Genomic DNA, 13,931 nt, shown 5'->3' on the forward strand with positions numbered 1-13,931 from the left:
CGTGAATGCGGGGGCTTAGGTTGAATGCGGTGAGTGTGCCCACTCACCCGCGGTCGGTTCGTTCCGGACGGTTCCGCGGGCGGACTCCACGAGCTTCACTGGAGTCGCCCGTGGACAGTGCCCGGTGTGCTCGGGAGGATTGGGCGTTGCCGTGAGTACCCCATATCGCATCAACGGTTCCCGTGGTCGTATCGAACGCGCCGGTTCCGGTACCGGCGGTTCGGGCGGTGGCGGGCTCGTCGTGCTCGTCGTCGACGACGAGGAGCCGGGAATCACGACGACACGTGACATGCTCAACAGCAACCCGCGGGTCGGCAAGGTGCTGACCGCCTTCGACGCCGCCGAGGCGCTGCGGCTGCTGCGGCAGGACAACCCTGACCTCGCCGATCGCCCATCCGACGCGCCGCTGGTCGACGCCGTTTTCATCGACGTCGCGATGCCGGGACTGACCGGAATGGACCTCGCCAGGGTGCTCTTCTCGTTCGAGAACGCTCCCGCCCTGGTGTTCATAACCGCCCACGGCGAGAACGCGCTGGAGGCGTTCGACCTGGGAGCCATCGATTACGTCATGAAACCGGCCAGTCCGGAACGGATGGAACGGGCGCTGCGCAAGGTGCAGCGAATCAGCACGCCGCTGGAAGAGGGCTCCGGTGACCGCGCCGCGCTGAACGCGGGCTCGACCGGTGCGGCGCTCGAACCGGGCGGGCAGGACGACCACTCCGTCATACCGGTGGAGCTCGGCGGCACCACCCGCCTGGTGCAGCGTTCCCAGGTGCGCTGGGTGGAGGCTCAGGGGGACTACGCGAGGCTGCACACCGACGAGGGCTCCCACCTGGTGCGGATTCCGCTCGCACAGCTGGAGGAGAAGTGGGCGGACGCCGGGTTCGTCCGCATTCACCGGTCCTATCTGGTCTCGTTGAACCTCATAAACGAGCTGCGCATGTCATCCTCCGGGTATTCGGTGTTGATCGCCGGAGGTCAGTACCGCGAGACTCGCGAACTGCCGGTCAGTCGCAGGCACACCAGGGAACTCAAGGACCGGCTGGTGCGCTCACCCCGGCAACCCCGGGAATGACCCAGCCGGCCATCACTTCGAAGAGGGTCGACGAACGTGACTTCCAGCAGGACATCCGCTTCGCAGCAGCGTCCCCCACGTCGTAAGCGGGTCGTGCTCGCGGACCGGCGCGGCGAACGCCGGGTCCCCCGCGCCATCATCGATCTGGAGGACCAGAGCAGCATGGGTGAGGCGATGGTGCGTGGGCTGGTGCGGGCCCAGCTGCGTACCTCGCTGCTGCTGGCGGGCGTCAGCGTGCTGGTGCTCGGTGGGCTTCCGCTGCTGCTGCGCTGGGTTCCCGTCCTGTCGGAGATCCGGTTGTGGAGCATTCCGCTGCCGTGGCTCGTCCTCGGGGTGCTGCCCTTCCCGTTCATCCTGCTGATCGGCTACATAGCCACCCGTGAGGCGGAGCGGCACGAACGCGAGTTCGCCGAGTTGGTGCAGCGGTGAATCCGTGGGCTCTCGGCGGTGTCGTGCTGATCGCCGTCGGCACGTTCGGACTGGCGGTGTGGGGATCGCGCGGTGCCCGCACCACCTCGGACTTCCTGCTGGCCAGACGCATGGTCGGTGTGGAGCGCAACGCCGCCGCGATCGCGGGCGAGTACCTCTCCGCCGCGTCGTTCCTGGGCATCGCCGGGCTGCTGCTCAAGGACGGCATCGAGGCGCTCTGGTACCCCATCGGCTACACGGCGGGTTATCTGGCGCTGATCCTGTTCGTCGCCGCGCCGCTGCGCCGTTCGGGTGCCTACACCCTGCCGGACTTCGCGCAGGTCAGATTGGACTCCGGACGGGTGCGCACCCTCGCCACCGTGCTGGTGGTGCTCATCGGCTGGCTGTACCTGGTGCCGCAGCTGCAGGCGGCGGGCGTGACCCTGTCCACGGTCACCGGTATCTCCTACGCGGGCGGCATCGTGCTGGTGGCGATCGTGGTGCTCGTCGGAGTGCTCAGCGGCGGGATGCACGTGGTGACCCTGGTGCAGGCGTTCCAGTACGGCGTCAAGCTCTTCGCGATAGCGGTGCCCGTTTTCGTGCTGTTCTTCGCGTTCCTCGGGCACGACGCGCAGCACCGGCGTGGGCTGGACGAACCCACGTCGCCGGTGTTCGAGCGGGCCACCACCGTCCACATCGAAACGGACGTGCGGTTGCGCGTCACCCGAGCGGTGTGGGTGAAGGTGCTGTCCGGTCCCGGGCCGGAACGGCTCAGCGGGCCCGTTCGGCAGGACGAGCCGACCGGCGGGACGGTGTACCTCACGCCGGGGATGCACTCGGTGAGCGCGGACTCCGAGCTGCGTTTCCCCGAGGGCAGCGCGGTTCCGGTGGTCGCCGACGCGGAGCCGAACAACCGCGCCTGGCTGTCGCCGCAGGACGGTGATTCCTACGAGCTCTTCGAGACCTATTCGCTGATCCTGTCGACTTTCCTGGGGACGATGGGGCTGCCCCACGTGCTGGTGCGGTTCTACACCAACCCCACGGGGCACAGCGCACGGCGCACCACGCTGGTGGTGCTGGGTCTGCTGGGGCTGTTCTACCTGTTCCCGACCGTGCTGGGCGTGCTTTCCCGGTTCTACGTGCCGCAACTGCTGGTGACCGGCGAAACCGACGCCGCGGTGCTGTTGCTGCCGACGGCGATGCTGCAGGGGTGGCCGGGGGAGCTGGTGGGGGCCATCACCGCGGCGGGCGCCTTCGCGGCTTTCCTGTCCACCTCATCCGGGCTGGTGATGAGCGTGTCCGGGGTGCTGTTCACCGACCTGCTGCCCGGCAAACTCGCCAATTTCCGGTTGGTCGCGCTGGGATCGTGCATCCTGCCCGCCGCGCTGGCGGTGATAGCGATCGGCCGCGACATCTCGCAGAGCGTGGGGCTGGCTTTCGCCATGGCCGCCTCCACGTTCTTCCCCCTGCTGGTGCTCGGTATCTGGTGGCGCGGGCTCACCGCGGTCGGAGCGATGAGCGGTTTGGTCGTGGGCGGAGGTCTCGTGCTGCTCGCGGTGTTCACCGGTGCGTTCCTGGGGGACGGTTACGGTTGGTGGTCGGCGGTGCTGCTGCAGCCGGCGGCGTTCACCGTTCCGCTCGCCTTCGCGGTGACGGTGCTGGTGAGCAAGTTGACCTCGCGAGGGGTTCCCGAGAACACCGGTCGCGTGATGCTGCGCATGCACACCCCGGACCGGCTCGGGTTCACACGGGACCGTTCGGCCGATCACCACGCCGCCGAGCACGACGAGCCCGCGACCGTCCCGAACCGTTCCAACGGTCGTCACCGCCTCAGAGGCGGCAGGCGTCGTCGCCGTTGAGCGCGACAGTCCGCCGCGGCCGGAGAACCGTCCGTTCCGCGCGCTCCCGGCGGAGGATTGTCTTGTCACGGCGTCCCGGTCATCAGCCGCGCCGCGGTTGTCCGGTGCTCTGCCGTGCGGCGCACGGGTGAGGGGGACAAACTCTTCCCCGGATGAAGTCGTCCCTGCCCGCCCCCGCGAACACGGCGCACATTGGGGTCGTGGGCGGATGTGAATCCGCCGGTGTCGGGGAGCCACACCCCGGCGTGGACGACGGACTTCCTCACGAATCACCGGAGACGAACATGATGACCGACGTGCGTTTCGAGAGCAGCGGACTGCTGCTCGCGGGGCAGCTCTTCACCCCGGACACCTCGTCGTCGGAGCCTTCGCCCGCGATCGTGGTCGGGCACCAGACCACAGCGGTCAAGGAGCAGTCCGCGGCGTTGTACGCCCGGCGCCTGACCGAGCGAGGCTTCGTCGCGCTCACCTTCGACGCGGCGTACCAGGGCGAGAGCGAGGGCGAGCCACACGGACTGGAGGACCCGTTCCAGCGGGCCGAGGACTTCCGGGCGGCGGTGTCGTACCTGAGCACCTTCGCCGACGTCGATGCCGAGCGCATCGGTGTGCTGGGGATCTGCGGTTCGGGGGGCTACGCGCCGTACGCCGCGCAGACCGATCACCGGATGAAGGCCGTTGCCACCGTCAGCGGTGCGGACGTGCCGAGCTTCTTCCGGGACGGTGATCCCGAGGGCTGGCGCGCGATGGTCGAGCAGGCGGGACGGCTGCGCGGTGAGGAGGCCGCCGGCAAACCGGCGACGCTGGTGAGCGCGGTGCCGAACGAGGTGGACGACTCGACTCCGGCGCTGGTGCGGGAGTTCCACGAGTACTACAGGACACCACGTGGTCGGCACCCCCGTTCCACCAACGAGTGGGTGGCGCGCAGCGCCGACGTGCTGGATCAGTACGACTCCTACGCCGAGGTCGGCAAGATCGCCCCACGACCCCTGTTGATGATCGCGGGCAGCGAGGCCGCGACCCTGCCGCACAGCAGGCGGGCGGTCGCCAACGCGGGGGAGACCGCCGAGCTTCACACCATCGAGGGCGCCGGACACGTCGACCTCTACGACAAGGACGAGCCCGTCGACGAGGCCGTGGCCAAGCTGACCGAGTTCTTCGGACGGCACCTAGCGGGAGCTCGTTGAGTCGCCCGTCGCGGGTTCTCGCGGTGGAATCTCCCGTCTGTTCCCGTCCCGGGAGGTCCGACATCGAACAGCTCACCCGATGTCGGACCTTCCGCGCGAGAGCACGACGTGGGAGAACCATTACCAGCACGGACCGCGAGCGTGCCGGAGAGGAAGGTTCACCATGAGCGGCAGGAACACCCGGCGCGGCGAACTGGGGGAGTTCCTCAAGGCACGGCGCGCCGAGCTGGGTCCGCACCAGGTGGGCCTGCCCGACACGGGCGCGGTCCGGCGGGTGCCGGGGCTGCGCCGCGAGGAGGTCGCCCAACTCGCGGCGATCAGCACCGACTACTACACCCGGCTGGAGCAGGGGCGTATCCCCGCCTCCGCCTCCGTGCTCGGTTCGCTGGCCAGTGTGCTGCGGCTGGACGACGACCAGCGTGACTACCTGAGCGAGTTGGCGGGCAAGGAGGCCGCGCGACCACGCCGCCGAACGCGGCAGCGGGTGCGGCCCTCGTTGCGGCGGGTGCTCGACGACCTGCGGTTCACCCCGGCCTTCGTGCTGGGCAGGAGCATGGACATCCTGGCCTGGAATCCCCTCGCGGCGGCTTTGGTGATCGACTTCGGGCAGCTGCCCGCCAACCACCGCAACTACGTCCGCCTGCTGTTCACCGACCCGGCGATGCGTCGGCTCTACGCGGACTGGGAGACCGTCGCGCACACGAGCGTCGCGCTGCTGCGCAGGGAAGCGGCCCGCTATCCGGACGACGCGCGGTTGGTGGAGCTGGTCGGTGAGCTGTCCGTGCGCGACACCGAGTTCCGGCGGTGGTGGGCCGCCCACCACGTCGCGAGTCAGCGGATCGGCACCAAGACGCTGCACCATCCGGTCGTCGGGGACCTCGACCTCGACTGGGACACGTTGACCTGTGCGACCGACCCCGACCAGCAGCTGGTCACCTGGACCGCGGAACCCGAGTCCCCCACCCACGAGCGACTGCGCATCCTCGCCTCCTGGGCCGCCGAGCACCGGCATTCGGCCGAGGAGCGAGGAGACCGGCCGTGACATCGAGGCGTGCCCTGCCCCCCGGGGCGTTCCCGGGAACGCGGGGCTGGTCGGCTCCTACCGGAGCGGGCAGTCTGACGCCATGACGACGACACTGATCACCGGAGCGAACAAGGGGCTGGGGTTCGAGACCGCCCGTCGGTTGGTGGAGGCCGGGCACACCGTCTACCTCGGCAGCAGGGACGGGGAGCGCGGTCGGCTGGCCGCCGAGCGGTTGGGCGCCAGGTCGCTCGTCCTCGACGTCACCGATGACGAGTCCGTCGCGGCGGCGGCGAAGACCGTCGAGGCAGGCGGCGGGCTGGACGTGCTGGTCAACAACGCCGGGACCGAGGGGCGCACCCCGGAGGGAAACGTGGTCCCCGCCGCCGAGGCCACCGCCGACATGATGCGCGGGCTGTTCGAGACCAACGTGTTCGGCATCGTGCGGGTGACCAACGCGTTCCTGCCATCGCTGCGCCGCTCCGCCGTCCCAGTGGTGGTCAACCTCAGCAGCGGACTGGCCTCCCTGGGGCGGATGACCACACCCGGCACACCGGCCCACGCGTATCCGGGCATCGCCTATCCCGCCTCGAAAGCCGCCGTCAACATGATCACCGTTCAGTACGCGAAGCAGTTGCCCGAGATGCGGATCAACGCGGTCGACCCCGGTTACACCGCGACCGAGCTGAACCACAACACGGGTACCCGGACCGTCGAGCAGGGTGCCGAGATCATCGTTCGCATGGCGCGGATCGGTACTGACGGGCCGACCGGTGGCTACTTCGACGAGGCGGGTCCGCTGCCCTGGTGAGGCCCGTCCCGTTATCGACGAGGCCGGCTGGCTGGCAGTATCGGGGTGTGACTACACCGATGCACGGCCACGTCCCCGAGGTGGCCCCCGAGGAACTGCCGACACAGCTGCCCGAGGGGGCGCTGCTGGACGTGCGGGAGAACGACGAGTGGTCCGCCGGGCACGCCCCGGACGCGGTGCACATTCCGATGAACGAGATCCCGCAGCGGCTCGACGAGATTCCCGAGGCCGATCAGCTCTACGTGATCTGCCGCTCGGGCGGGCGCTCATCCAAGGTCACCGCCTACCTGAACGCCAGCGGCTGGGACGCGGTCAACGTCCAGCGGGGGATGAACGGCTGGTCCGCTCTCGGTCGCCCGCTGGTGTCCGAGGAGCCGGATACGGAACCATACGTGCTGTGAGGAGCTACCCACCGGCATCCGGCCCACCGATGGAGTGGACGGCCACCCCACCGGGAGGTCCCCGGCAGCCACGCCGACCGCACCGCAGGCGGCCCTACACCGGCCCGCCTTCCTACCCGGCACCGCCGCGTTGGGGTTTCCCGCCGCTGGCGTGGCGCTGGCCGCTGGCACTTCCCACGAACGGACGAGCCGATCCGGCCGAACGGGTCGCCTCGTTGTCCGTCACCACGGTCGCCACGCTCTGGATCACGGCAGTGCTGGGCAGCGCCGCGGCGGCTGCCGAGTTCTGGCGCTACCTGCTGCTCGTGCGGAGCAAGAGCGGTGCGCTGGACGGGACGGTTCTGGCGGTCTCGGACGCGCTCGTGGCCACCGCGGGAATCATGACCTGGTTGTTCGGGGCGCTCGGGGGGATCTTCGGGGTGCTGTGGGCGCTGCGGGCCCGGGCCTACGCGCATCAGCGCGCCGAACTGCGCCCGGCGCGCCGGGACTGGCAGGTGGTGGCCGGATTCCTCGTTCCCGGGCTCAACCTGTTCGTGCCCGGATCGGCCCTCGCCGAGCTGGAGCACGCCACGCTGCGCGGAATCGGCGAGGCGGACGGACGTGGGCGTCCCGCACCGTCGCGGATCGTCAAGCTGTGGTGGGGCGGCTGGTGCCTGAGTCTGCTGCTGGGCTGGACCGCGCTGCTCTGGGGGCTGCGGGGCAGTGCGCAGGCGCTGGCCGACGGGGTGCTGCTGCACGCCGTCTCCGACCTGGCGCTGACCGGGGTGGCGGTGCTGTCGATACTGGTGGTCAGGCGGTTCAACCGGCTGTTGGTGCCGCCGGACCCGACGACCTCCCGGCCCATGCGGGTGCGGCGGGTGACCGGCGCCCCGGAACCCCCACGCGCTTCCAGACCGCCGCACGCGGTGCGCTGAGTGGCTCTGCGCCCCTCCGCCCGCCGCGGCCTCCGGGACTCTCGCTGATGGGACGTATCGGTGCCGTGGTGCGGGAATCGGGGTGTGCCACAGTGCGTACCCGAGCACGGCAAGCCCAGACAAGCACTACCGGGAGACAGACTTGAGCAAAAGCACCGAAGCACAACAGCGCCCCGACTCCGAGATACCGGTGGTCGGCCGCAGGCAGCCGTGTCCGTGCGGCTCCGGCAAACGCTACAAGGCGTGCCACGGCGCCTCCGGTGGACAGAGCAAGATCAAGGTGACCAGGCCGTTCGAGGGCATCGCGGCCGAGTGCGAACTGGTCGCGCTGCGCGAGTTCGTGCCCTCGGCGACGGCGGTGCTGCCCCGCACCTCCGGGGAGCGCGAGATCGAACTGGCCACGGTGCTGCCGATGGCCGCGGCCGCCCTGGTGCGTACCGACGGCAAGGCGTTCGTCGGGCTGCAGGTGCAGACCAAATCCGGTGACATCAGCAGGGACCTGGCCCGCGCCGTGGAGTGGGCGGAGACCGCCGAGGCCGGTAACTCGCTGTCCGCGATCGGACCGGAGGACGCGCCGGAGGGCACGGTTCCCAACCGGCTGCAGGACCTGATGGACACCGAGGCGCAGCTGGACGTGCGGATACACGAGGACTTCTCGTGGTGGATGCCGGAAGGCGTGGAGGCCTCGGGGGAGGTCGCCATGTCGCTGGAACGGGCCAACGCCGCGATCATGCCCACCCGCAAGCTGGAGACCGAGGGCGTGCACGCCGCCTACTGGGTGGACGCGACCGACCGTGCCCATCTGCGTTGGGTGCGTCCCGAACCCGAGGAGAAGCTGATCTCGGCGATGGCCCGGTTGTCGGCACGCGGTGAGCTGGCGCTGGACGAGGACAGCCGTTACGCGGGCTCGTTCCGGGCGCACGGCCTGTTGGTGCCGGTTTGGGACCTGGACCGCGAGAAGCACCACCGCGAGTGGGAGGAGCCCGCCGCCGCGCTGGGGCAGCGGTTGGACGAGGCGCTGGCCTCGCTGGACGAGCAGGGCTTGGACGCGGCCGAGCGGCGTGCCCGGGACGGCCTTCGCGGGAGGCAGATCACCATTCGTTAGTGCCGCCGGGGTGGCCCGGTTTGCTCGGGTGGTCGCTTGGCGGAACCTCGCGCACGGCTCTCGCTGCGGGGAGGCCCGACATCGAGTAGGCACCTACGTCACGTCGGGCCTTCCTCGCGAGAGCCGCACGCGAGAACCCGCGGCGGTGCCGGTGGCGAGGTGGGGATTCGGTGCCGCGGTGGGGCAGCACGGATGCCGACCGCGAGGGTGGTCGGAGTTCGACACCGCGCCGCTCGGGGCGTGGCGATTTCTCGCGAAATTGACGCGCCGGTGGGGTGGTGAGACTGGGTCGGCGTCGATTTCTCGCGAAATCGTCGGGCCGCCGCGCCATGGGATCTCAGACGGCGCCGCCTGCTGCCTCGGGTGCGGAAGGGTCCTCCCCGTCGTCGCCCACCTGCTCCCGGGCGAGGAAGTTCTCCACCTCGAAGAGGTTGCCGTTCGCGCGGTCGACCACGGTCAGCAGGGTGGACATCTGCGAGACCTCCTCGACCTGCTCCTTGAGGAACCACTGCATGAACTGCTCGCCGATGTAGTCGTCCTCGGCGCGCGCGGTCCTGGCCAGCATCTCGATCTCGCGGGTGACCTCGCGTTCCTGCTCCAGCGCCAGGGCCACGAGTTCCCGCGCCTCGTTGAACTCGTTGCGCACCTCGTCGACCGCCGGAATGTGCGCGGAAATGTCGTTGTCCATCAGGAACCGCACGATCATCATGCCGTGATTGCGCTCTTCCAGCGCCTGCTTGTAGAAGTGCGCGGCGAGGCGGGGAAGATCGGATTTGTCGAACCACACGGCGAGCGCGATGTACTGCTGTGAGGCATTGAACTCGCTGCGCACCTGCTTTTGCAGCAGCTCGTGGAACTTGGATTCGTGTTCTTCCGGTTTGGCTGCCTTCAAAGTCATACCACGAATGTACGCCTTTTGATTCGTGGCGTTTTTATCAGGGTTTCCTCAAAGAAGTTTGGCTTTCCTCAAATAAGTGAGCCTCAGCGAATTGAGGTTAACCTCAGCGAAGTGACCCGTATCGTCCGAAGTCGTGCCGCCCCGAGTCTCGCACGGAAAATTCACCGCCCCGGGCGCCCCCTGGTCGGTAGTCGTCACGAGAGCCACCCCCTGCCGAGCAGCTCGGCGTGGAACGCCTCGTAGCTCTCGGCGAGCCGTGCCACCTCACCGGGCACCGGTTCCACCGACTCCGCCTCCGGTGTCATGGCCGCGGCGGCGGTCCCCAGATCGGGGTGGACCGTGCCACAGGCCGCGAGCAGTGCCGCTCCCAGCGGCGTACCGGCCCGGGGAACCCGCAGCACCGGTTCACCGAGCACCGATGCGCGGATCCGGCACCAGGTGAGGCTGCGGGCACCTCCCCCGGCGGTGCGGACCGGTCCGGTCACGGGTGCGCCGAGCGAGCCGAGCCGTCGCAGCGCCAGTTTCTCGCAGAACGCCACGCCCTCGAGTCGTGCGCGGTGCAGCTCCACGCGGTCGGCGGGCTCGCCCGACAGGAAACCGCGTGCCCGCTCGTCGGAGAACGGGAAACGTTCCCCCTGCCTGCGCAGCGGGTAGCACAGCACCCCGGCGGGGCCACGTGCCGCGGCCGCGCGGTCCAGCTCGGCCAGCTCGTCGGTCACGTCGGCCAGGGCCTCACCGCCGGTGTTCGACGCCCCTCCCGGCAGCCAGCCGCCCTCGGGGTGCCGGTGGCTGTAGACCACACCGGTCGGGTCGTGCACCAGTTCCGCCGAGACGGCCTTGAGCACCAGGGTGGTCCCGATGACCGTGACCACCCGCCCGGTGTCCACCGCCCCCGCGGCGAGCTGCCCGGCACAGCCGTCCGTCATCCCGGAGCGCACCTCGCAGCCGACCGGCAGCCCGGTCTCGGACGCGGCCTCGCGGGAGATCGTCCCCAGCGGTCGTGCGGGCGCCACCACCTCGGGCAGCCGCGCCGCGTCCACACCCACCGAGTCCAGCGCCTCGTGCACCCACTGTCGGCGCAGCGGATCGTAGCCGCTCTTGAGCGCGTGGCTGCTGTCGGTGGGCACCGGATGCCCCACCAGCCGTTCGGCCATCAGGTCCGGGGTGTGCAGCAGCCTGGCCCCGGGGGCCTCGGTGCGTTCCGCAAGCAGCGCCAGGTGCGCCAGGCCCGAGGTGGCCGAGGGAGTGATCCCGATGTCGTCCCACCGCCCCGCTCCGGCACGCCGGGCCAGCGCGGCGTGCTCGGCGCCGCGGCGGTCGTCGTACATGATCGCCGGTGCCACCGGCTCCGCCGCGCTGTTCACGGCCGTGACGGTGCCCGAGGTGGCGCAGACGGCCAGCGCCGTGATCGCGCGGCTCCGGTCGCCGAGTTCGGCGGTGCAGCGGGCCAGCGCGTCGCGCACGGCGGGCCACCAGCTCCGCGCGTCCTGTTCGGAGGAACCGTCGGCACCGTGCACCGGCCGTGGCAGGGCGGTGGCCGCTGTCGCCGCGAGCTCGCCACCGGCGTCGCGTACCTCGACGCGCACCTCGGCCGTGGCGATGTCCACGCCCGCCACCAGCGGTTCGGTGCCTCCGGTGTGTCGTACTGCCGTTTCGGTGCTCAAGGTGGGGTCCTTCACAGCCGTTCCAGTGCCGCCGGTAGCTCGTCGAGTGAGCGGATCACGGCGTCCGGTTCGGCCAGCTGTTCCGAGGTCGGGTGGGGAGGGGCCTCACCGCGCGTGATCCACACGCTGCGCAGTCCGACCCGTTTCGCGCCGCGCACGTCGGTGTCCAGCCGGTTGCCGACGTGCACGGTTTCGGCGGCGGAGACACCGGCGCGGTCCATGGCGTACCGGAAGATCGCCGGGTCGGGCTTCTCCGCGCCCACTGTCTCCGAGATCGCCCAGACGTCGATGTGCTCGGCGATGCCGTCGCGGCGCAGTGCCTCCACCACCAGCTCTCGCTGGTTGGCCACCACGGCCAGTCGGTACGTCCTGGCGAGCGCGCGCACGGTGGGCAGCACTTCCGGGTAGAGGGCGCTCGGGGGGTATTCCCAGTAGCTCTCGGCCAGATCGGACAGTCGTTTCCGGTCGTCCGGGGTGAGGAAGTGCTCCGCGATCGCGGTGCGCAGCGATCCCGCCTGGCGCTGTCGTTGTTCGTCGTAGACCCGCTGGAACGTCTCGCGGTCGATCTCGGCTCCGGCGAGTTCGCGGGTGGCCCGCAGCAGCGCGTCGCGGTAGACCGCGTCGTCGTAGATCGGCCCGCCGACGTCGAGCAGTACCAGTTCGGTGGGGGCGGGCCGTTGGTTGTTCGCTTCGCTGGTCATCGGCTCTCGTCGCGTGTTCGGGACCGTGTTGGTCGGGACGGTGTGTCGGTCACCAGGATCGCGCATCGGCCCTCGATCCCGGTGTGCCGAGCCGAGCGGCGCGTGTGGCGGGGTGCCACACGCGCCGTCTCCAGGGGGCGGGGCGTTCGGAGGTGCTTGCCCGTGACCGTTCCGAACGCCCCTGACGCCACGCGGCGTCGACTGCTCACCCGGTTCGGTGCGAGCACCTCCCCGAGCGGTGGAGCGGGGCCTGCCCGGTCAGCCGGTCGTGGCCCCCGCCGGTGCGGTCGCGGTGGCCGCCCGCGCCTTCTTGGCCTCGCCCGGGTCGCTGCCGTCCTTGACGAAGGTGGACAGCACCGCGACGATCACGTACATCAGCGCGAACGCGATGGCCACGCCGCCGCCGCCGAAGATCGGGTGGATGGCGTAGACCGTCACCGGCCCGAGGAAGGCCGCACCGCCGGCGCCGAAGTTGAGCACCGCCAGCGCCGAGCCCTTGTCCTTGGTGGTGACCATGGACGGCATCAGGGCCGAGAGCGGGACGAATCCTGCCAGCAGCACGCCGTAGACGGCGCCCAGCGTGGCGGCGACGCCGAAGCTCTCGCTGGAGATCGAGGCGAAGTACCACAGCGGGGTGGCGATCGCGCAGCCCACGCAGCCGAACCAGGTCACGGTGCGACGCCAGCCGAAGTAGTCACCCAGCACACCGAACGCCAGGTTGGCCGCGATGTTGGCGCCGTAGACGATGCTGGTCATGGCCGCGATCTCGGGGGCGGTGAGGAAGCCGCCACCGGGTGTCTCCGGTCCGAAGACGAAGGGGAACATCGCGAAGAAGCCGAACTCCGGCGCGGTGTTGACGATACGGGTGATACCGCCCGCCAGGGTCCGCTTGTCGCGCCAGATGATGTCGACGCCCTCGATCAGTCGTTTCGGGCTGCGGGGGTTCCGCACGGTCTCGTCGGCGATGGGCTTGGTGCCGTGCGGTTCGCGGACCGAGCAGCCGATCACACCGCCGACGGCGACCAGCACCAGCGAGAGCACCAGCGTGTTGTGCAGGCTCATGCCCATCGGGCCGATCGCGAAGGCGGCCACCGCCGCACCCAGGGTGGGCAGACCACCGGTGAACACGAACCAGAACCAGCCCGCGACCGAGCCGCGCATGTGCACCGGGCTGGCCACCTGCGCCCACACCAGGAAGGCGTAGGCGAACAGCGGGTAGGCGAAGCCGCGGATGCCGTAGATGGTCACGATCAGCAGGTAGCTCTGCGAGGGGATCGCCACGTACAGGAAGAGGAGTTCGAAGACGACCCACCAGCCCGCGCCGAGCCACATCACGTAGCGGGGTCCCCAGATCGAGGACAGCGTGCCGGAGAACCAGGAGGCGATCATCACGGCTAGGCCGTAGATGGTCACCGTGGCGAAGGTGGCCTGCGAGCCCGCCAGCCCGCCGCCGTCGGGCTGCGTCAGGTACTGGGTCAGGTAGGTGATCTCCACGCCGTCGCCGATCATGAAGATCAGCACACCGACGAAGCCCCAGAGCAGCGGCTTGGGGATACCGATTCTGTCGAGCCAACTACGGCTCTCCGACGCGGCGGTCGAACCGTCCGCCGCTGCTGGTTGCTGTACCAATGTTTTCGCCTCCGAAGCGACTGGTGTTGCCGGACCCCGCGGCCTCGGTCGAGGGGCCCTGTTGACGCGGCGGATGGGCGATCGAGCTGTGATGCGCGGCACCGCCGGTGTTAACCGAGTATCATGCACCTCGTTACTTTCACGCGCAAGATGTTATTTCTCGGTTTCCGGCCGTGGACGCGACGTGTCCGATCGTGAATCGGTCCAGGGGTGATCGCTCGGCTTCACTGCGTTGTTCGGGGGAAGTGTTCCCCGGGGCCT

At 69.8% G+C, this 13,931-nt stretch carries 13 protein-coding genes; 9 read left to right on the top strand and 4 right to left on the bottom strand.

The genetic code is table 11. From position 1 onward, the window contains the following. Positions 1–151: 151 nt before the first annotated feature. From BM150_RS07015 to BM150_RS07055, 9 genes are all read left to right on the top strand, one after another. Positions 152–1,075, top strand: a complete 924-nt coding sequence (locus BM150_RS07015) for a LytR/AlgR family response regulator transcription factor (RefSeq protein ID WP_092925303.1) — start codon at positions 152–154, stop codon at positions 1,073–1,075. Between the two features lie 36 nt (positions 1,076–1,111). Further along, positions 1,112–1,504 carry a hypothetical protein gene (locus BM150_RS07020; protein WP_092925305.1) on the top strand — a complete coding sequence of 131 codons (393 nt, stop codon included), beginning with the start codon at positions 1,112–1,114 and terminating at the stop codon, positions 1,502–1,504. Then, positions 1,501–3,342 carry a sodium/solute symporter gene (locus tag BM150_RS07025; RefSeq protein ID WP_092925307.1) on the top strand — a complete coding sequence of 614 codons (1,842 nt, stop codon included), beginning with the start codon at positions 1,501–1,503 and terminating at the stop codon, positions 3,340–3,342. The genes BM150_RS07020 and BM150_RS07025 overlap by 4 nt, the downstream gene beginning before the upstream one ends. Positions 3,343–3,626: 284 nt before the next feature. Further along, the gene (locus BM150_RS07030; protein WP_092925646.1) at positions 3,627–4,526 is read left to right on the top strand and encodes an alpha/beta hydrolase; all 900 of its coding nucleotides are present in this window, start codon (positions 3,627–3,629) and stop codon (positions 4,524–4,526) included. A 163-nt stretch (positions 4,527–4,689) separates the two neighbouring features. After that, a complete protein-coding gene (locus tag BM150_RS07035; RefSeq protein WP_092925309.1) occupies positions 4,690–5,568 on the top strand; it encodes a helix-turn-helix domain-containing protein in 879 nt (292 codons plus the stop codon). An 82-nt stretch (positions 5,569–5,650) separates the two neighbouring features. Next, the gene (locus BM150_RS07040; RefSeq protein WP_092925311.1) at positions 5,651–6,358 is read left to right on the top strand and encodes an SDR family NAD(P)-dependent oxidoreductase; all 708 of its coding nucleotides are present in this window, start codon (positions 5,651–5,653) and stop codon (positions 6,356–6,358) included. A 59-nt stretch (positions 6,359–6,417) separates the two neighbouring features. Beyond that, positions 6,418–6,759 (top strand): rhodanese-like domain-containing protein, encoded by a 342-nt coding sequence (locus BM150_RS07045; RefSeq protein WP_092925313.1) that lies wholly within the window; start codon positions 6,418–6,420, stop codon positions 6,757–6,759. Next, on the top strand, positions 6,756–7,673 hold the full coding sequence (locus BM150_RS07050; RefSeq protein ID WP_245755322.1) for a DUF4328 domain-containing protein: 918 nt from the start codon (positions 6,756–6,758) through the stop codon (positions 7,671–7,673). Before BM150_RS07045 ends, BM150_RS07050 begins: the two co-directional genes overlap by 4 nt. Before the next feature lie 142 nt (positions 7,674–7,815). Continuing rightward, a complete protein-coding gene (locus tag BM150_RS07055) occupies positions 7,816–8,778 on the top strand; it encodes a DUF5926 family protein (RefSeq protein ID WP_092925317.1) in 963 nt (320 codons plus the stop codon). A 337-nt stretch (positions 8,779–9,115) separates the two neighbouring features. On the opposite strand, the gene BM150_RS07060 is transcribed toward BM150_RS07055, so the two are convergent. The 4 genes from BM150_RS07060 to BM150_RS07075 form a co-directional block, all read right to left on the bottom strand. Further along, the gene (locus BM150_RS07060; protein WP_092925319.1) at positions 9,116–9,676 is read right to left on the bottom strand and encodes a ferritin; all 561 of its coding nucleotides are present in this window, start codon (positions 9,674–9,676) and stop codon (positions 9,116–9,118) included. A gap of 194 nt (positions 9,677–9,870) precedes the next feature. After that, complete coding sequence (locus BM150_RS07065) at positions 9,871–11,340, bottom strand: FGGY-family carbohydrate kinase (protein WP_217641434.1); 1,470 nt, start codon at positions 11,338–11,340, stop codon at positions 9,871–9,873. A gap of 11 nt (positions 11,341–11,351) precedes the next feature. Continuing rightward, the gene (locus BM150_RS07070; RefSeq protein WP_092925321.1) at positions 11,352–12,041 is read right to left on the bottom strand and encodes an HAD family hydrolase; all 690 of its coding nucleotides are present in this window, start codon (positions 12,039–12,041) and stop codon (positions 11,352–11,354) included. Between the two features lie 258 nt (positions 12,042–12,299). Next, positions 12,300–13,670, bottom strand: coding sequence for an RbtT/DalT/CsbX family MFS transporter (locus BM150_RS07075; RefSeq protein WP_092925323.1), 1,371 nt, complete (start codon positions 13,668–13,670; stop codon positions 12,300–12,302). Positions 13,671–13,931 lie beyond the last annotated feature (261 nt).

Origin of the sequence: Actinopolyspora alba (assembly GCF_900112765.1) — a bacterium.
Classification (GTDB): domain Bacteria; phylum Actinomycetota; class Actinomycetes; order Mycobacteriales; family Pseudonocardiaceae; genus Actinopolyspora; species Actinopolyspora alba.

What these genes read in the sequence shown, in the direction of transcription:
- BM150_RS07030 (WP_092925646.1), top strand. Translation starts at nt 3,627, where the DNA reads ATGATGACCGACGTGCGTTTCGAGAGCAGCGGACTGCTGCTCGCGGGG.
- BM150_RS07035 (WP_092925309.1), top strand. Translation starts at nt 4,690, where the DNA reads ATGAGCGGCAGGAACACCCGGCGCGGCGAACTGGGGGAGTTCCTCAAG.
- BM150_RS07040 (WP_092925311.1), top strand. Translation starts at nt 5,651, where the DNA reads ATGACGACGACACTGATCACCGGAGCGAACAAGGGGCTGGGGTTCGAG.
- BM150_RS07045 (WP_092925313.1), top strand. Translation starts at nt 6,418, where the DNA reads ATGCACGGCCACGTCCCCGAGGTGGCCCCCGAGGAACTGCCGACACAG.
- BM150_RS07060 (WP_092925319.1), bottom strand. Translation starts at nt 9,676, where the DNA reads ATGACTTTGAAGGCAGCCAAACCGGAAGAACACGAATCCAAGTTCCAC.
- BM150_RS07070 (WP_092925321.1), bottom strand. Translation starts at nt 12,041, where the DNA reads ATGACCAGCGAAGCGAACAACCAACGGCCCGCCCCCACCGAACTGGTA.